This is a genomic window from Thermobifida halotolerans (assembly GCF_003574835.2).
Classification (GTDB): Bacteria; Actinomycetota; Actinomycetes; order Streptosporangiales; family Streptosporangiaceae; genus Thermobifida; species Thermobifida halotolerans.
The window spans coordinates 4,764,583-4,781,740 of the sequence record NZ_CP063196.1 but is presented as its reverse complement, the minus strand read 5'-3'; the positions used below and the strand labels follow the sequence as shown (position 1 = coordinate 4,781,740).

Below are 17,158 nucleotides of genomic sequence, written 5' to 3'. Positions count from 1 at the left end.
GCTCCCTCAGAACGCGAACGCGCGGTCGACACCGTCCAGGACCCGGTCCAGGTCCGGCAGGTAGTGCTCCTCCAGCCGCGACGGCGGGTACGGGGTGTCGAACCCGCCGACCCGGACGACCGGGGCCTCCAGGTGGTAGAAGCAGGACTCGGTGACCCGGGCGGCGATCTCCGCCCCCAGTCCGCTGCTGACCGGGGCCTCGTGCGCGACGACGAGGCGTCCGGTGCGGCGGACCGACTCGAAGACGGTGTCGTAGTCCACCGGGGAGAGTGAGCGCAGGTCGACGACCTCGATGGAGCGCTCGGTGTCGGCCTCGGCCGCCTGGAGCGCGATCTTGACCATCGGCCCGTAGGCCACCAGGGTGATGTCGGTGCCGGAGCGGGCCACGCGGGCCGCGCCCATCGGGGTGGCCGTCTCGGGCGTGCCCTCGGTGCGCACCTGTGCCTTGTCCCAGTAGCGGCGTTTGGGTTCGAGGAAGACCACCGGGTCGTCGCAGGCGACGGCCTGCTGGATCATCCAGTAGGCGTCCTCGGGGTTGGCGACGGTGACCGTCCGGAGCCCCGCGGTGTGTGTGAAGTAGGCCTCGGGCGACTCGCTGTGGTGCTCGACCGCGCCGATGCCTCCGCCGTAGGGGATGCGGATGACGACGGGCATCCGCAACTGTCCCCCGGACCTCGCCCGGAACTTGGCGAGCTGGGTGAACGTCTGGTTGGCGGCCGGGAAGAAGAACCCGTCGAACTGGATCTCGCAGACCGGGCGGTAGCCGCGCATCGCCAGTCCGATCGCGGTGCCGATGATGCCGGACTCGGCCAGCGGGGTGTCGATCACCCGGTCCGCTCCGAAGTCCTTGTACAGGCCGTCGGTGATCCGGAAGACCCCGCCGAGCTTGCCGATGTCCTCGCCCATCATCAGGACCTTGGGGTCGTTCTCCATGGCACGGCGCAGTCCCGCGTTGATCGCCCTGCCCAGGGTGAGTTCGGTTCCGCTCATCGGGCCGCTCCTTCCGCGCCCTCGAAGGAGGCCAGGTAGTCCGCGAACTCGGCTCGCTGCCGGTCCAGGTGGCTGTGGGGCTCCGCGTAGACCTCGCGGAAGATGTCCAGGGGTGCGGGATCGGGCAGCGCCCGGCAGTCGGTGCGTACCCGCGCCCCCAGTTCCTCGGCTTCGGCGTCGACCGCGGCGAAGAACCCGTCGTCGGCCATGCCCTCACGGACCAGGTAGGCCCGCACCCGGCTGATCGGGTCCTTGCGCTGCCACTCCTCGGCCTCCGCCGAGAGCCGGTAGCGGGTGGGGTCGTCGGAGGTGGTGTGCGCGCCCATGCGGTAGGTGAACGCCTCGATCAGCGTGGGCCCCTGCCCCTCGCGGGCGTGGCGCAGCGCCTCGCGGGTGACCGCCAGGCAGGCGAACACGTCGTTGCCGTCCACGCGCAGCCCCGGGAAGCCGAATCCGGCGGCCCGCTGGTAGATCGGCGCCCGCGACTGGCGTTCCGAGGGCTCGGAGATGGCCCACTGGTTGTTCTGGCAGAAGAAGACGATCGGCGCGTTGTTGACCGCGGCGTAGTTGAACGCCTCGTTGGTGTCGCCCTGGCTGGTGGCGCCGTCGCCGAAGTAGGTGATGACGGCGATGCCGTCCTCGCCGAGCGCGCCGTCCCGCTGGACGCCCATCGCGTAACCGGTGGCGTGCAGCGTCTGGCTGCCGATGACGATCGTGTAGAGGTAGAAGTTGTACTCGGCCGGATCCCAGCCGCCGTTGGTGACACCTCGGAACAGGCCCAGCAGCTCCTTGGAGCCCAGTCCGCGGCACCAGGCCACACCGTGGTCGCGGTAGGACGGGAAGACCACGTCCTGCCGCCGCAGGGCGCGGCCCGAGCCGATCTGCGCGGCTTCCTGGCCCAGCAGGGAGGCCCACAGGCCGAGTTCGCCCTGTCGCTGCAGCGCGACGGCCTCCGCGTCGAGGCGCCGCACCAGCACGAGGTCGCGGTACAGGCCGCGTACCTCTTCGGCTGTCAGGTCGAGTGGATAGTCGGGGTGAGGGACGGACTCCCCATCAGGGGTCAAGAGCTGGATGAGTTCTTGCTCTTCGTGCGCGGCGCTGTCGGACACCTGTCGCTCCTCGGTCTCGGGGCCGACTGACGGGGTACCGCTGGTCGGCCTGTTGTCCGCCCGATCTGCCCGGGGTAACGGGTGTGATCGGGTAGCCCTACCGCCATCGTGACAGATATCACTATGGGCGGCGCAAGCCCTAAGCGACACCTCGCGTCGATCTGGGCCATGATCCCGCAGAACGCAGAAAACCCCAAATACCAGGGCTTCCTAGCAAATACAAGGGAAACCGAATAAAAATTCGGTCTTCCTAGCATCTGTCCGGTTCCGCGGATCGGCCGCGCCGGATGGCGGACCTCAGGTTGTCGAGGAGCAACGGTCGGGTGGCGGAGCACCGCTCACGCGAGCCCGCGGCCGTGCCGTGAGGAGAGAGCGAGAGCGCGTGGCGCGTCGCGGACCGGATGCCGCACGCCCCGAGAGGTACGGCTCCGGTCAGCCGGCGTGGAGTCCGCGCTCCCTGGCGTAGTCCGCGAGAAGCACGCGCAGTTGCCTGCGGGCGCGGTGCAGCCGCGACATGACGGTGCCCAGAGGGGTGTCCATCCGTTCGGCCACCTCCTTGTAGGAGAAGCCCTCGACGTCGATCAGGTACACGACCAGACGGAACTCCTCCGGCAGCCGGGCCAGCGCCGTGCGCACCGCGGAGTCGGGAAGCCGGTCGAGGACCTCGGCCTCGGCCGAACGCGAACCGGTGGACGCGTGCGTGTCGGCCGCGGCGAGCTGCCAGTCCTTGATCTCGTCGGTGGTCTCCTGGCGGGGCTCCCGCTGCTTCTTGCGGTAGCCGTTGATGAAGGTGTTGGTGAGAATCCGGTAGAGCCAGGCGCGCAGGTTGGTTCCCGCGCGGAACTGGTGGAAGTTGGCGAACGCCTTGGCGAAGGTCTCCTGGACGAGGTCCTCGGCGTCGGCCGAGTTCCTGGTCATCCGCAGGGCCGCCGGGTAGAGCTGGTCCGCGTAGGGCGTGACGGCCTCGGTGAAGTCGGGAACCTCCGCGGTGGCGGTGGCGTCCGCCGAGCGTTCGAGTTCAATGGTCGTCAAAATTTCCCCCTAACGACGACCGTGGATGCTGCCACTTGTTGAGACGCGCTCCGGACCGATCCTTGATGCCTGCACTTCAGGTGATTAAAGTCACGAAATCCCCTTTCCGGGTGTATCCGCGGTAAGAATCCGGTAAGAAGGATTCTTCAAGCCCTCTCCCGTGGGGGGAGACGCACACCGTCGGTACCGGCCGCAGCATCCACGGGTTTTCCGCTCTCCACGTCCGCGCGTCCGGTGCTACCGATCCGCTTCCCGTGACAGAGCGCCACACACATGCCGTCGCGCCGAGCCGCCGGTTTCCCCCGTGCTGACAGTGCCGTACGCTCTGGTTTGTCTGAGCCGAACCGCCGCGACCGGGACCCGCCGGTCCGCCCGCTGGAGGGATCCCCTCCCACGTGAACCGTGCCCGCGGGGGCACAACGCGGCGCTTCCACCACCTGTGCGGCACAACCTGGAGGACCCGTGGCCCGCGTCATCGTCGATGTCATGCTCAAGCCCGAGATCCTGGACCCGCAGGGGCAGGCCATCCTGGGCGCCTGCGGGCGTCTCGGCTTCTCCGGGGTGACCCAGGTCCGGCAGGGCAAGCGCTTCGAGGTCGAGATCGAGGGCGAGGCCGACGAGACCCGTCTCGGCGAGGTCCGCAAACTCGCCGAGACCCTGCTCGCGAACCCGGTCATCGAGGACTTCTCCCTGCGCGTGGAGTAGCCCACGCGGACGCCGTAATCTGTCCGAAATTAAGCGGTTTCACAGGAATAGCCCCGGGAAAGTCTCTAACCGTGCCGACGGGTTTGGGGGGCTGACTCGGATGGATGAGCGATTCCTGGTCGCATTGCCCAGGGCGGCGTACACCGTCCCCGTACTGCGGAATTTCCTGGGAAGTACTCTCAGGGTCCACGGTGTCTGCCCCGAGTGCCGACGCGACATCCTGACGGCGGCCTCCGAAGCGTGCGCCAACGTCGTCGACCACGGGGAACCCGCACCTGACTACCAGGTTTCGGTCCACATCGAACGGACTTTCTGCACGTTGAGGATCACGCATACCGGCCGTCATTTCACTCCGGCGGTCGCGCCGCCCCGTCCCGCTCCGGAATCCGAGTCGGGGCGGGGTGTTTTCCTCATGCACTCCCTCATGGACGAGGTCGTCTTCGATGTGGCCTCCAACGGCCGGACCACGGTCCACATGTCCAAGCGGCTGTGTCTTCTTCCCTCGGCCGGGCGCAGCCTGGCCGCCACGGCCGCCGGGGGATGAACCGCCCGGAAGGCGCCTGCCGGGACCGCCGGCCGGTCACCGGGGCCCGGTGACCGCTTCGGGCCACCGGTCACCCGCTCCGCATCCGGCGCACGGCGGCGATACCATGCGTGACCATGAGCGATCGCCACGCCCATCCCCGTACCGCGCTGGTCACCGGAGCCTCGACCGGGATCGGTGCGGAGTACGCCCGGCAGTTGGCCGAACGCGGCTACTCCCTCGTACTGGTCGCCCGCAGCGCCGACCGGCTCGCCGCCCTCGCCGACGACCTGGCCGACCGCTACGGGGTCGGGGTGCGGCCCCTGCCCGCCGACCTCACCCGGGACGCGGACCTGTCCGCGGTCGAGGAACGGCTGCGCGCGACCGGCGACGCCGCGGACGCCCCGATCGACCTGCTGGTCAACAACGCGGGCCGGGGGCACGGCGGTGAGTTCGCCACGCAGCCGACCGAGACGGTCGACAGCACCCTCGCGCTGAACATCCGCGCGCTCACCCGACTGGCGCGTGCCGTGCTGCCGGTGCAGATCGGACGCGCGGAACGGCTCCGCGGCTCCGGACGCCCCCGACCGATCGGGGTGATCAACGTCGCCTCCGTGGCCGGACTGCTCCCGTCCTCCCCGGGAGGCGCGGTCTACGCCGCCTCCAAGGCCTACGTGCTGTCCTTCACCGACACGCTGGCGGTCGAGACGGCCGGACACGGCGTGCGGGTGTCCGCCGTGCTCCCCGGCTACGTGCGCACCGACATGACCCGCTACGTTCAGGAGATGGGACTGCCCGACATCGCGTTCGTCCCCAAGGAGCGCGTGGTCGCCGACTCGTTGCGCGGCTGGGCCGCGGGCCGCGTCCGGGTGGTGCCCGGCCTCCAGTACCGGGCGGCCAGCGCCCTGCTGCACGCCCTCCCGTCCGGGCTGTTCAACGCGGTGGCCAGACGCGTCTCCCCCTGACCGCTCCCCGCCCGCGCCGAGCGGTCCGCGCAACTGTTCACCGCGGCTTCGCCTCCTCCGATTCCCGCTCCGGAGTCGGCTGCGCCTACCCTAGGAAGGCACGCCGTCGAGGAAAGAGATCATGAAGACCTTCGAAGAGCTGTTCGCCGAGCTGTCCGAGAAGGCACGGACCCGGCCCGCGGGGTCGGGCACGGTCGCCCAACTGGACGCCGGTGTGCACGCGATCGGCAAGAAGGTCGTCGAGGAGGCGGCCGAGGTCTGGATGGCCGCCGAGTACCAGAGCGACGAACAGACCGCCGAAGAGATCTCCCAACTCCTCTACCACCTCCAGGTCCTGATGCTGGCGCGTGGCCTGCGTCTGGAGGACGTCTACCGGCATCTGTAGGTCGGTCTCGCACCTCCCGTCCCCGAGACCGGCCCTGTCCCGACGTCCAGAACCTGAACCCGTGAGTCGAGGAAGCACCTCATGAACGACCTGCTCCGCATCGCCGTGCCCAACAAGGGCCAGCTCTCCGAACCGGCCGTCGCCATGCTGAGCGAGGCCGGATACCGTCAGCGCAAGGACTCGCGCGACCTGGTCATGCTCGATCCCGACAACGGGACCGAGTTCTTCTTCCTGCGCCCCAAGGACATCGCCGTCTACGTCGGCGAGGGCATCCTCAACGTCGGCATCACCGGCCGCGACATGCTGCTCGACTCGGGCGCCCCGGTCGAGGAACTGCTGCCGCTGGGCTTCGGCAACTCCACGTTCCGCTTCGCCGCGCGCAACGGCTCCTCGATGAAGGTCGAGGACCTCGCGGGGAAGCGCATCGCCACGTCCTACGAGGGACTGCTCGCCGCCTACCTGGCCGAGCGCGGCATCGAGGCGCGGGTCATCCACCTGGACGGCGCGGTGGAGAGCTCGATCCAACTGGGCGTGGCCGACGCGGTGGCCGACGTGGTGTCCACCGGTACCACCCTGCGCCAGGCCGGGCTGGAGACGTTCGGCGACCCCATCCTGGAGTCCGAGGCCGTGGTCATCCGCCGCAGGGGGGAGCCGGACGACCCGAAGGTCGAGCAGATGCTGCGGCGACTGCGCGGCGTGCTCGTCGCCCGCGACTACGTGATGATGGACTACGACGTGCACGCCGAGCGCCTGGACGACGCCATCGCGCTCACTCCCGGTATGGAGGGACCCACGGTCTCCCCGCTGCACCGGGAGGGCTGGGTCGCGGTGCGCGCCATGGTGCCGCGCCGGGACGCCCAGCGGATCATGGACGATCTCTGGGAGATCGGGGCGCGCGCCATCCTGGTCACCGACATCTACGCCTGCCGCCTGTAGGCGGCCGGGGAGGTCCGCAGTAGGAATGCCGTTTCCCGCCGAACCGACCGAGCCGGTGGTTGTCGACCGCGCCCGGGGGGTGAGCGGTGGAGAACTGGTGCTGCGGCGGGTCGGCGCCGACTACGAGATCATCAGCAACGGGGTGTTCCTCATGGACACCCGTGACGGCCGGTCCGAACGCGAGATGGTCCGCGCCTGCCTGCGTGCCCTGCCCGGCGGGCGCACCGACCTTCGGGTGCTGGTCGGCGGGCTCGGTGTGGGGTTCTCCGCCGCCGAGGCGCTGGCCCGGTCCGAGGTGGCTCTGGTGCGGGTGGTCGAGGTGGAGCCGCGGGTCATCGCCTGGCACTCCGGTCCCCTGGGAGAGGTCGCCGGGCGCCCGACCGACGATCCGCGATGCCGGATCACCTGCGCCGACCTGGTCGAGTGGCTGGACACCGCGGAGGAGGTCTTCGACGCGGTGTGCCTGGACATCGACAACGGCCCCGACTGGACCGTGGTCGAGGGCAACGAGCGGTTGTACGGGCCGCCCGGGTTGGACCGGTTGGCGCGGATCACCGCTCCCCGCGGAGTGGTGGCGTTCTGGAGCGCGATGCCCGCGCCGGACTTCGCGGCACTGCTGGAACGCCGGTTCGGCGCGGTCGAGGAGGTCAGGGTCCCGGTGCGCCGGGGTGATCCGGACGTGGTGTACCTGGTCCGCCCGGACCGGGAGGGCTGACACACGCGGTGGGCCGCGCCGGACGGGGCACGGCCCACCGCGGAGACGGTGTTCACTCCTGTGCGGAGCCGTCCCCCTGCTGCTGGGCGATCTGCTTGCGGACCTCGTCCATGTCGAGGTCGCGGGCCTGCTGGATCAGGTCCTCCAGCGCGGTCTCGGGCAGGGCGCCGGGCTGGGCGTACAGGACGGTGCGGTCGCGCACGATCATCAGTGTCGGGATCGACTGGATGTTGAAGCTGGCCGCCAGTTCCTGCTGGGCCTCGGTGTCGACCTTGGCGAAGACCAGGTCGTCGTGCTTCTCTGAGGCCCGCTCGTAGACGGGAGCGAACATCTTGCACGGCCCGCACCAGGACGCCCAGAAGTCGATGAGGACGAAGTCGTTGTCCTGAAGCGTCTCGTTGAAGTTGTCCTTGGTCAGTTCGATGGTGGCCACAGGCTCTCCTGATCGTGGCGTCGGCAACGGTCTTCGCTAGCTAGAGCGGTTTTTCCCACTCGATTGTTCCGCATACCCGCATCGGCCTCCGTGTTCCCGGGCAACCCGAGAACCCGACAAAACCCCAGATCAATACCGATTTGGGAGGAAAATTCCTCCGCGCATACATTCGGTGGCGCGGGTGACGACACAGAGGAGGGGAAAAACACGTGGGGTCGAATCCGGACCGGGAGCGAGGACGCGGCGACGGCGGGGAACCCGACTACCGTTTCACCCTCGCCAACGAACGCACCTTCCTGGCATGGATCCGGACCGCGTTGGCGCTGGTGGCCGGGGCGGTGGCGGTACTGCACCTGGTTCCGTTGGAGTGGCACGGCGCGACGCAGTTGTCCGTCGGACTGGCGCTCGCCGTGCTGGCCGTGATCATCACCGGCTACGCCCCGGTGCGCTGGCGGCAGGTACAGCGCGCCATGCGCCACGGCCAACCGCTGCCGACCACTCCGTTGCCGCTGATCACCGCGGTGGGCGTCGCCCTGATCTGTCTGGCTGTCGTCGTGGGGAACTACTGGCCATGAGCGGACCCCGGAAGCGGGACAGCGGTCTGCAGCCCGAACGCACTCTGCTGTCCTGGCAGCGGACCCTGTTCCTGCTGATCGCGGTGGCGCTGCTGTACCTGCGGATTCCGGCGGAGAGCATCCCCGCCGGGGTGTTCGGCCAGATGGCGGTGGTGTTCACCCCCCTCGGCGCGGCCATCGTACTCACCGCGCACCTGCGGCTGCGGTGGCGGCGCACCGACCACGGCCTCCACGACGAGTCCCTGGGCACCCCTCCCGCGCCCCTGGCCCGCCCGTGGACGCTCATACTGCTGAGCGTCGCCGTGATGGGGCTGGGGACGGCGACCATCCTGACCGCCGTCCCGCGCTGATCCTCCTTGTGTCCCGGTGCCGGGGGCCGGTGTTCCGCGGTCCCGACGCCGGGAGCGTTCCTGGTCAGGCGCGCTTGGACTCGACGATGGAGTTGATGATGTCGTCGAGGCGGCGGGTCGGCTCGTAGTCGATGAGCTCCCTGGCGAGCGAGGTGTCGGGCATGCGGCGGCGCATGTCCTCGTAGCCCTCGCCGTAGGCCTTCTCGTACGGGATGTACTCGATCGTGCTCTTCGACCCGGTCAGCTCGATGACCCGCTCGGCGAGGCCGCGGATGGAGACCTCCTCCAGGCCGCCGAGGTTGACCGCGCGGTTGTAGGCGGCGGGCGTGTCCATCAGTTTCACCACGGCCGGAACAACGTCGAAGACCGAGCCGAAACAGCGCCGCTGGGAACCGTCACCGTAGACGGTGATCGGCTCATCCGCCAGCGCCTGACCGACGAACCGCGGCACGACCATGCCGTAGCGGCCGGTCTGGCGCGGCCCCACGATGTTGAAGAACCGGGTGATGACCGTGGGAACGCCGGTCTCCCTGCCGTAGACGTAGGCCACCAGTTCGTCCAGGCCCTTGGCCGCCGCGTAGGACCAGCGGCTCTTCAGCGGCGAACCGAGAACGCGGTCGGCGTCCTCGGTCAGTCCGTCGGCGTCGTTCTTGCCGTACACCTCGCTGGTGGAGGCGACCATGATGCGCGCCCCGTGCCGGGCGGCGGCGTCGACCACGTTCTCGGTGCCGTGCAGGTTGGTGCGCAGCGACTCCAGCGGCTTGTCCACGATGGTGTGCACGCCGACCGCCGCGGCCAGGTGGAACACGGTGTCGGACGAGCCGACCAGGTCGTCGACCAGAGCGGTGTCCAGGATGGATCCCTTGACCAGTTGGAGGTCGGGGGCGTCGGCGAGCTGCCTCAGGTTCTCCTCGGAACCGGTGGACAGGTCGTCGAGCACGGTCACCTGATGCCCGTGGGCGATCAGGTAGTCGCACAGATGGGAGCCGATGAACCCGGCGCCACCGGTGACCAAGGCTTTCACGCTGTTTCTCCTTCAGAAGACACGGCCCGGAAAGGGCGTTGACTGTTCACGGTGTCCGCACGGTGGCGTCGCCGCTCCCCATACGGTCAGGCCAGCCAGCGCATCATGTGGTAGGCCTCCGCGAAGGACACTCCCGCGTGCATTCCGCGCAGCGCGGCCAGACTCCGCAGGGTGAGGTCGGAACGGGTGTGCGGATGCTCGTGGGTCTGGGTCCCGTACAGGTGCATCGCCTTGATCTTGGCGTCCAACTGCGCCTCGGTGAGCTCGACGAAGAAGTTGGGCGGCGGCGTGGCGTCGTACCGCCACTGGTCGGCGGCCTCCTCGTAGGCCAGCACCAGGCGCGGGTGGTGGCGCAACCGGTTGTTGGACGGCCGCAGCGCCGTGTGCACGGCCTCCGCGGTCACCTGGTGGTCCTGGTTGTAGCTGGTGCGGTGGGGCGCGATCACCGTGGTCGGCTGCAACTCGGCGACAGACAGCGGGCTGTTCCGCTCGATCGCGTTGGCCAACTCGAACCGGGACACCGTGTCGAGCTTCAGGTGGTAGCGGTCCCCGGGAAAGGCGAAGTCCCAGCCGTCCCAGCCGAAGAACTCGGCGACCTCCTTGACCTCCCCGCACCGCTCGTCCGCGGTGGACAGGCCCCTGGCGGAGTTGTCCGCGGTGTCCCCGACCGTCATGAACTGGATGTAGACCTCGGCTCCCATGTCCTTGGCCCTGCGCATCAGGCCGCCGCAGCCGAGGGTCTCGTCGTCGGGGTGCGGTGCGAGAATGAGAATCCGCTCTCGGGACCAGTCGATCGTCATTCGGTGTCCTTAAAACACATAGGGCATCGGGCGATAGATGCGGCCCTCGACGGCCGCGTGGACTCGATGGCGGGGAGACGGACAGCGGGGTCAGGCCGCGGTGCGGGCCGCACGCACCAGGTCCATGCCTTCGGGGCCGACGTTGAGCAGCAGGTCCACTGCGGCCATACGGGGCAGGAACTCCTGCCCGCGCCGGTTGTGCTGCGGATACTCCGGATGACGGAACCCCTGCCACTCGACCTCGACGCCGTGACTGCGGAAGACCTCGGAGTCGAGGTAGTCGCGGGCGCCTTCGCCGGAGAGCATCGACGTCGCGCCGACCTTGGCACTGATCTGGGCGAGCAGCTCGCTCTTCTGCACGGTGAACTCACCGAGTTCGCTCGAACGCACCATGGGAGTGGTGATTCCGAACGCGTTGAGGACGAGGTCGGTGGTCGCCATGGAAAGATCGGCCAGATTCTCCCATCGGCGGTCGTAGACAGCCATGATGTCAGCGCCGAAGTCCCCCCAGAAAGGCGCCTTGCGGTAACAGTGCTCCGCGAGTGTCTTACGGTGCTTGTCCCACCACGGCGAGTCATTGTTGACGGACTTTTCCATGATCCGTTCGTCACGGCTGCGCTGCACCACGGGAACGGTGAGCAGGACCGGACCGTTCTTCGACGCCACGTAGTTGCGGTGCTGCCACCCCTTGCGTTCGAACTGGACGTGGTCGAGCACAACGAACAGGTCGCAGCGGTCGATCTTGTCCAGCAGGCCCAGCCATGGCAGGTAGTGCGGCTGGTGCATGGCAACACGCACAGTCATTTCCCCTTCGAGCTGTCGAGATGCTCATGGTCCGTCGTCGAGAGTACGGGACGAGCCGCCGTGCCACCCTCCTCTTGACTCGGAACAAGCTCTTTCATAGCCCAAGTCATATATTCGTGACCTGAGAACGCGGCGCATCCCCAATTACGACGAAATTTTGTGCGGGACAATCCCATAAGGCGGGGTGGCGTTCCTGATTATCGGGGCAGTGGTGCAGGCTCGCGGTGGGTTCGCGCGTGTTTCCGGCGTCCCGGTATCCGGTCGCTCCCGCCGGGCAACTGACCGCCCCGTTGGAACGTCCTTACAACGGTGGTTCACCCCCGCTGTCGCCCCGTCACCCTTCGGAGGTCCCCAGTGCGCACCGCGCGTTTCATCGGAAGCTGGCTCGCGGGTCTACTCTCGTTGTCGACTGCGGCTCTGCTCTTCGTGCTGTGGCTGCGGTTCGTGCTCGGCTCGGCCGAAGACACCCCTGTCCTGCTGTTACTGGTCGTCGGCCTGGGCCTCAACCTCATGGTCTGGTCGCTCATCGGTCTGATCCGGCTGGTGGACGAGTCCGTGCACAAACTCCTGCGGCGCGACAACGCCACGATCCTGCCCCGCAGGGAGGCACCGCTCCCCGCGGGCGCCCGGGTCCGGGACGAGGACAAGCGGGTGACGGTCGCCTCCCGGTCCCGCGGCGACGACCGGTACGCGCCGCGCCACTCCGGTGGCCGCGCGCTGGCCTCGGGGCCCGACACCGGGGAGTTCGAGATGCCCCGGGTCAACACCGACCCCGACACGATCACGCTGGCGGTCATCATCCCGGCGCACAACGAGGAACCGGTCATCGACGGGGCGATCCGGTCGGCGCTGCGGCTGTTCGACCGGTGGGACATCTACGTGGTGTCGGACAGCTCCAAGGACGCCACCGCCGAGATCGCGGCGCAGACCGGTGTCAACGTCCTGGAACTGCTGACCAACCGCGGCAAGGCCGGCGCGATCGAGGCGGTCATCCAGGAGTTCGACCTCATCGAGAACTACGACGGCGTGGTGATCCTGGACGCCGACACCGAACTGCACGAGGACTACGTCAGGGGCGTGCGCGACCAGTTCCGGGACCCCACCGTCGCAGCCGTCGCCGGATTCGTCGTCGCCGAGTGGAAACCGCAGCAGCGCACCGTCGTCGGACGGCTGATCTCGGCCTACCGCGACCGGCTCTACTGGCTGCTGCAGTACATGCTCCGGTTCGGGCAGACCTGGCGCTTCACCAGCGTCTCCTTCATCGTCCCCGGCTTCGCCAGCACCTACCGCACCGGTGTTCTGAAGCACCTGGAGATCAACCCCAAGGGGCTGGTCATCGAGGACTTCAACATGACCTTCGAGGTGCACCACAAGAAGCTGGGGCGCATCTCGATGCGCCCCGACACCAAGGCCTACTCCCAGGACCCCTTCACCCTGCGCGACTACAAGAGCCAGGTGCGGCGGTGGAGCCTGGGCTTCTGGCAGACGGTGCGGCGGCACGGCGTGTGGCCGAGCATGTTCTGGTTCTCGCTGTTCTTCTACATCCTGGAGGTCGTGCTGGTCGCGGCCATGCTGCTCGTCACCGCGCTGATCTTCGTGTTCGTGCTCCCTCCGACGCTGTTCGGCGACGGTGTGCTGGCCTTCGACTGGTACGCCGACGGCTACCGGGCGGTGACGTCGGTGCTGCCGCTGAGCACGGTGGCGGTCGGCCTGTTCGTCCCCGACTACATCCTCACCTGCGTCATCGCGATGGTCCGGCGGCGGCCGAGCTACCTGTTCTACGGGTTCTTCTTCCTGCCGCTGCGACTGCTCGACTCCTACCTGACCCTGCTCACGATCCCGCAGGCGTGGACCGCGAAGTCCGACGGCCGGTGGAAGAGCCCCGAGCGCGTGTCGATCAAGGTCTGACCGCCCCGGCCCGAACCGGCCGCCGACGGTCCACCCGGATCACGGCCGCCTGTCCCAGCGCTTAGGCTCGAAGAGAAGAACAGCACGGACCCGGCCGTTCGGCGCCCACCACCAGGTGGTGGGCGCCGAACGGCCGGGTCCGGTCGCGAGATCCGAGCCGAGGTGCCCCGTTGGACAACAAGCGTCTTCCTCTCACTCTCTACCGCGTGCTGGCCTACGTCACTTCGACGTGGCTGCTGCTGCTGACCTTCGTGGCGATGCCCGCCAAGTACCTCGTCGGGGAGACCGCGCGGTTCTCCCTGGTCGACGCGCCCGCGGGCATGGAGCAGTGGTTCGGCGACGAGACACCGCTGATGATGTACATCGCGGTTCCGCACGGCTACATCTACATGGCGTTCGTGCTGTCCGTGCTGTGGCTGGCACTGAAGCGCCGGTGGAACGCCCCCAGGACCGTCGGAGTGATGCTCTCCGGAACGATTCCCGTGGTGGGGTTCTTCGTCGAGCGTCGGATCGCGGCCCGGGAGAAGGCCGCGATCGAGGCCGAGGAGCAGGCCGCCGGGACCGCTCAGTCCGCGGCCGTGCCCGCCGAGGGGTGAAGCGACCCGGCGTCGGCGGCGGAGTCCCGGCCCCCGTCGCCCCCGTCGTCCTCCCGTGCCGAGCGCCGCTCCTCCAGTTCGCGCCGCACCAGTGAGACCCAGAACACGACGGCGGCCGCCCCGAACACCCACCACTGGGCGGCGTAGCTCAGGTTCGTGAAGTTCCAGACGATCTCCTGCGGCGGATCCGGCGGCGGAATCCTCTCCAGCGCCCCCGTCCCCGCGGAGGCCTGCGGGGTCTGTTCGCCCAGGGTGACATAGCCCGCATAGAGCCGGTAGGGCCACTTGTTGACCAGCAGCGCCGGAGAGATCCGCGGCACCTGCCCCTCGGGGACGATCGCCGAGTAGCCCTTGGTCGCCTCGTCCTGCGGAAGCTGCAGCCACCCCCGGACGGTGACCTCCCCCTCCGGGGCGGGCGGGATCGCACCGTCGGCGTCGACCGCGTCGGCGGGCACCCATCCCCGGTTCACGGCCACCGCGGCATCGTCCTCGGTCACCAGCGGCACCACCACGTAGTACCCCTCCTCGCCGTCCGGAGACAGCGCGGGGGAGAGCAGCTGCTGTCCGGCGTCATAGGTTCCCGTCGCGGTGACAGCCTCGTTGGCGATGTCCTGCGGCATGTACTCGCCGGGTTCGAGCAGTGCGTTGATGTCCTCCGCCGCGGCGAGGTCCTCGACGGGGTTGGTGACCGTCTCACGGTCGGGTCGCTGGGCGCGCTCGTACTGCCAGTAGCCCAGCAGGAAGCAACCGAGTACCGCGATGACCGCCACCAGGTGGATGCCGAGCCATCGGGGCCGTAGAAGTGGGAAACGCACCCTCCCAGGCTATGTGCGACGCGAACGGGCCGTTCGGTGCCCCCACCGCACGGTGGAGTTGACGGTGAGCAGGGAAACGAATAGCAATCACTTTAAGTGTCACACGGTGACGGACGGTTGTTTCGCCAGATGGGCATGGGTAATCTGGGTGTCACCACGGGAGAGGAGCACAACCTCCCGTGACGCGGACCTTTCCGAGGTCGCGGCTTCTGGGGGGAGGAGCCGGCGACCGTTCCCATGCGAAGGCCGCCTCCGTGCTTTGAGGGGGGACACGGGGGCGGCCTTTGCGCTGCGGGCATGGGAGATCGCCCACACCTTCACCATCAATGATGATCATCGCTGCCTTTTGTCCGACAATGCCCCCAACGCGGTTTTCGGACCTTTCGACAGAGCGAACCTTCCTGTGGTTTCGTGCATCTATTCCTGTGAGGTGCGTTGCGCGTCCGGGGAACGGGAATGTGCCCTGGCGGGGTCGCTCGCGGTGTGGTTCGCTGGTGGGGAACGGCCGTTCCAGCTGATCAACAGCCTGATCTGCCCGCTCATTCCCGGACGGTTCCCGGCATGACGCGGTTCGGAGCCGTCCAATGCTCAGGAGTCGAGGGAGAGAGCACGCGAATGACGAGTCCGTTGCGGCCCGAGGATCCCGCTCGGGTCGGAGATTACGAGCTTATCGCCCGAATCGGCAAGGGCGGCCAGGGCGTCGTGTACCTCGGCCAGGGGCCGGACGGTACTCGGGTCGCGGTGAAGGTCATGGAGAGCTCCTGGGCCTCCGACGCCCGAGCGCGCAGCCGGTTCGCCAAGGAGATCGAGACCGCGTCCAAGGTCGCCCCCTTCTGCACGGCGACGCTGCTGGACGCCGACATCGACGCCGAACCGCCCTACATCGTCAGTGAGTACATCGAGGGACCGTCACTGCGCGAGGCCGTGCTGCGGGACGGACCGCGCACCGGAGCCGCCCTGGACCGTCTCGCCATCTCCACGGCCACCGCGCTGGTCGCGATCCACCAGGCGGGAGTCGTGCACCGCGACTTCAAACCGGCCAACGTTCTGCTGGGCCCGGACGGCCCCAGGGTGATCGACTTCGGGATCGCCCGGTCCACCGAGGCCACGGTCACCGCGACCAACTCCATCGTGGGCACCCCCGCCTACATGGCTCCCGAGCAGGTCGAGGGCCGAGAACTCACCCCCGCGGTGGACATCTTCGCCTGGGCCGGAGTCATGGTGTTCGCCGCCACCGGCGAGTCCCCGTTCCACGACGAGACCCTGCCCGCGATCATCCATCGCGTGCTGAACCGTCCGCCCCGACTGGACGGTGTGGACGGACCTCTGCGGCCACTGCTCGAATCCTGCCTGGCCAAGGAGCCCGAGCGCCGTCCCACCGCCGTGCAGGTGCTCGGCGCGCTGGTGGGACACGATCCGGCCGACGTGACCCGGGTACCGGTCACGGAGGTCCTCGAGGAGGGCTACACCGCGGCGATCAGCGAGCAGACACAGATCGCCGCCACGGCGGCACTGCCGATCGCCCCGCCGGAGGAACCGGCGGAGGCCGCTCCCACGGCGGTGCTGCCCGCCGCCGACGACGACCCGCAGGACCCGGGCGGAACACCGAGCAGCGGTCTGGCCGCGCTGGCGGCGGACCGCCCCGCCGACGGCACCCCGTACAGCGGTCCGGGCACCGGACCCACCAGCGGCCCGCTGCGCACCACGAGCGGACTCGCCGCACTGGTCGGCAACACGGAAGCCACCGAGACGGTCAACACGCCCGCGTCCGGCACGGCCGACGGAACCGCGCGCGTCACTCCCCCGGGGGGCGCCGCGGCCCAGCAGGGCGCGGCGTGGGAAGCCGCGGGTGCCGCGGCCGGCGGCGCCGCTCCGGCCGCCTACGGCCCGCCCGGAGACGGCGGCGGCTACGGTCCCCCGCCCGGAACGGGACTTCCGCCGGACAACCGGCAACCACCGCCTCCCCGCTCCGGGGGCGGCCGGGGCACCCGGCGGACGCTGTCCTTGGTCATGGCCGCGGGCATCCTCATCATGGCGTTGGCGGGAGGCTGGTACCTGGTCGACGCTTTCCTCCTGTCCGACGGACGGCCCGAGGCCACCCCCGTGGACGGCTCCACCACCGATGGCTCGGAGGTGGAGGACGACCGGCCCGCCGCCTCACCGCCCGAGGTGGACAACGAGACGGACCCGGGCTTCGACGAGGAGACGTACGCACCCTCCACTCCGCCCAACAGCCACCAGCCGGACCCCTCGCTGACCCCCTACCACCCCACCGACGAGGACACCTGGACCGAGGAGCCCGGTTGGGAGGAAGAAGAGGAGACCACCGAACCGACCGAGGACGCCGACATGGAGGACGACGGGCCGACCGCGTCGACCGGGGGCGGCGGAGGTTGGGGGACCGGAGACTCCGGAAGGGTGGCCGTCTCTCCGACGGGTCAGTGACCGCGACGATCCGTCCAGCGCGGAGCACCGACCGCCCTTTCGGTGTGA

19 protein-coding genes are annotated in these 17,158 nt (G+C 68.9%); 11 read left to right on the top strand and 8 right to left on the bottom strand.

Features of this window, described 5'->3' with window-relative positions; translation table 11 throughout:
* Positions 1 to 6: 6 nt before the first annotated feature.
* The 3 genes from NI17_RS21400 to NI17_RS21390 all read right to left on the bottom strand — a co-directional run bounded on the left by NI17_RS21400 (position 7) and on the right by NI17_RS21390 (position 3,131).
* Positions 7 to 990 (bottom strand): alpha-ketoacid dehydrogenase subunit beta, encoded by a 984-nt coding sequence (locus NI17_RS21400; protein ID WP_119268087.1) that lies wholly within the window; start codon positions 988 to 990, stop codon positions 7 to 9.
* Positions 987 to 2,099 carry a pyruvate dehydrogenase (acetyl-transferring) E1 component subunit alpha gene (gene pdhA, locus NI17_RS21395; RefSeq protein ID WP_068689993.1) on the bottom strand — a complete coding sequence of 371 codons (1,113 nt, stop codon included), beginning with the start codon at positions 2,097 to 2,099 and terminating at the stop codon, positions 987 to 989. The genes NI17_RS21400 and pdhA overlap by 4 nt, the downstream gene beginning before the upstream one ends.
* Before the next feature lie 432 nt (positions 2,100 to 2,531).
* The gene (locus NI17_RS21390; protein WP_068689991.1) at positions 2,532 to 3,131 is read right to left on the bottom strand and encodes a sigma-70 family RNA polymerase sigma factor; all 600 of its coding nucleotides are present in this window, start codon (positions 3,129 to 3,131) and stop codon (positions 2,532 to 2,534) included.
* Positions 3,132 to 3,593: 462 nt separating this feature from the next.
* Between NI17_RS21390 and purS the strand changes: the two genes are divergently transcribed.
* The 6 genes from purS to NI17_RS21360 all read left to right on the top strand — a co-directional run bounded on the left by purS (position 3,594) and on the right by NI17_RS21360 (position 7,360).
* The gene (purS, locus tag NI17_RS21385; protein ID WP_068689989.1) at positions 3,594 to 3,836 is read left to right on the top strand and encodes a phosphoribosylformylglycinamidine synthase subunit PurS; all 243 of its coding nucleotides are present in this window, start codon (positions 3,594 to 3,596) and stop codon (positions 3,834 to 3,836) included.
* Between the two features lie 100 nt (positions 3,837 to 3,936).
* Positions 3,937 to 4,380: an ATP-binding protein gene (locus tag NI17_RS21380; protein WP_068689987.1), complete on the top strand. Its 444-nt coding sequence runs from the start codon at positions 3,937 to 3,939 to the stop codon at positions 4,378 to 4,380.
* Positions 4,381 to 4,496: 116 nt separating this feature from the next.
* On the top strand, positions 4,497 to 5,324 hold the full coding sequence (locus tag NI17_RS21375) for an SDR family NAD(P)-dependent oxidoreductase (RefSeq protein WP_068690369.1): 828 nt from the start codon (positions 4,497 to 4,499) through the stop codon (positions 5,322 to 5,324).
* A 121-nt stretch (positions 5,325 to 5,445) separates the two neighbouring features.
* Complete coding sequence (locus tag NI17_RS21370) at positions 5,446 to 5,709, top strand: phosphoribosyl-ATP diphosphatase (protein ID WP_068689985.1); 264 nt, start codon at positions 5,446 to 5,448, stop codon at positions 5,707 to 5,709.
* Positions 5,710 to 5,790: 81 nt separating this feature from the next.
* The gene (hisG, locus tag NI17_RS21365) at positions 5,791 to 6,645 is read left to right on the top strand and encodes an ATP phosphoribosyltransferase (RefSeq protein ID WP_068689983.1); all 855 of its coding nucleotides are present in this window, start codon (positions 5,791 to 5,793) and stop codon (positions 6,643 to 6,645) included.
* 25 nt (positions 6,646 to 6,670) lie between these two features.
* On the top strand, positions 6,671 to 7,360 hold the full coding sequence (locus tag NI17_RS21360; protein ID WP_068689981.1) for a polyamine aminopropyltransferase: 690 nt from the start codon (positions 6,671 to 6,673) through the stop codon (positions 7,358 to 7,360).
* Between the two features lie 52 nt (positions 7,361 to 7,412).
* Here the strand turns inward: NI17_RS21360 and trxA are convergent, their stop codons facing one another.
* Positions 7,413 to 7,793, bottom strand: coding sequence for a thioredoxin (trxA, locus tag NI17_RS21355; protein WP_068689979.1), 381 nt, complete (start codon positions 7,791 to 7,793; stop codon positions 7,413 to 7,415).
* Between the two features lie 209 nt (positions 7,794 to 8,002).
* On the opposite strand from trxA, the gene NI17_RS21350 reads away from it, so the two are divergent.
* Complete coding sequence (locus tag NI17_RS21350; RefSeq protein ID WP_068689977.1) at positions 8,003 to 8,368, top strand: YidH family protein; 366 nt, start codon at positions 8,003 to 8,005, stop codon at positions 8,366 to 8,368.
* The gene (locus NI17_RS21345; RefSeq protein WP_068689975.1) at positions 8,365 to 8,718 is read left to right on the top strand and encodes a DUF202 domain-containing protein; all 354 of its coding nucleotides are present in this window, start codon (positions 8,365 to 8,367) and stop codon (positions 8,716 to 8,718) included. The genes NI17_RS21350 and NI17_RS21345 overlap by 4 nt, the downstream gene beginning before the upstream one ends.
* A gap of 64 nt (positions 8,719 to 8,782) precedes the next feature.
* Here the strand turns inward: NI17_RS21345 and NI17_RS21340 are convergent, their stop codons facing one another.
* From NI17_RS21340 to NI17_RS21330, 3 genes are all read right to left on the bottom strand, one after another.
* A complete protein-coding gene (locus NI17_RS21340) occupies positions 8,783 to 9,742 on the bottom strand; it encodes an NAD-dependent epimerase/dehydratase family protein (protein WP_068689973.1) in 960 nt (319 codons plus the stop codon).
* An 86-nt stretch (positions 9,743 to 9,828) separates the two neighbouring features.
* On the bottom strand, positions 9,829 to 10,542 hold the full coding sequence (locus tag NI17_RS21335) for a PIG-L deacetylase family protein (RefSeq protein WP_068689971.1): 714 nt from the start codon (positions 10,540 to 10,542) through the stop codon (positions 9,829 to 9,831).
* A 90-nt stretch (positions 10,543 to 10,632) separates the two neighbouring features.
* Positions 10,633 to 11,346 (bottom strand): WbqC family protein, encoded by a 714-nt coding sequence (locus tag NI17_RS21330; RefSeq protein ID WP_234401805.1) that lies wholly within the window; start codon positions 11,344 to 11,346, stop codon positions 10,633 to 10,635.
* A gap of 354 nt (positions 11,347 to 11,700) precedes the next feature.
* On the opposite strand from NI17_RS21330, the gene NI17_RS21325 reads away from it, so the two are divergent.
* Together NI17_RS21325 and NI17_RS21320 are read left to right on the top strand one after the other, a co-directional pair.
* Positions 11,701 to 13,254, top strand: coding sequence for a glycosyltransferase family 2 protein (locus NI17_RS21325; RefSeq protein ID WP_068689967.1), 1,554 nt, complete (start codon positions 11,701 to 11,703; stop codon positions 13,252 to 13,254).
* A 170-nt stretch (positions 13,255 to 13,424) separates the two neighbouring features.
* Positions 13,425 to 13,850, top strand: coding sequence for a DUF3817 domain-containing protein (locus tag NI17_RS21320; protein ID WP_068689963.1), 426 nt, complete (start codon positions 13,425 to 13,427; stop codon positions 13,848 to 13,850).
* Here the strand turns inward: NI17_RS21320 and NI17_RS21315 are convergent.
* The gene (locus NI17_RS21315) at positions 13,820 to 14,665 is read right to left on the bottom strand and encodes an SURF1 family protein (protein WP_068689961.1); all 846 of its coding nucleotides are present in this window, start codon (positions 14,663 to 14,665) and stop codon (positions 13,820 to 13,822) included. The two genes, NI17_RS21320 and NI17_RS21315, sit on opposite strands and share 31 nt — an antisense overlap.
* A gap of 615 nt (positions 14,666 to 15,280) precedes the next feature.
* On the opposite strand from NI17_RS21315, the gene NI17_RS21310 reads away from it, so the two are divergent.
* The gene (locus NI17_RS21310; RefSeq protein WP_243597562.1) at positions 15,281 to 17,110 is read left to right on the top strand and encodes a serine/threonine-protein kinase; all 1,830 of its coding nucleotides are present in this window, start codon (positions 15,281 to 15,283) and stop codon (positions 17,108 to 17,110) included.
* Positions 17,111 to 17,158 lie beyond the last annotated feature (48 nt).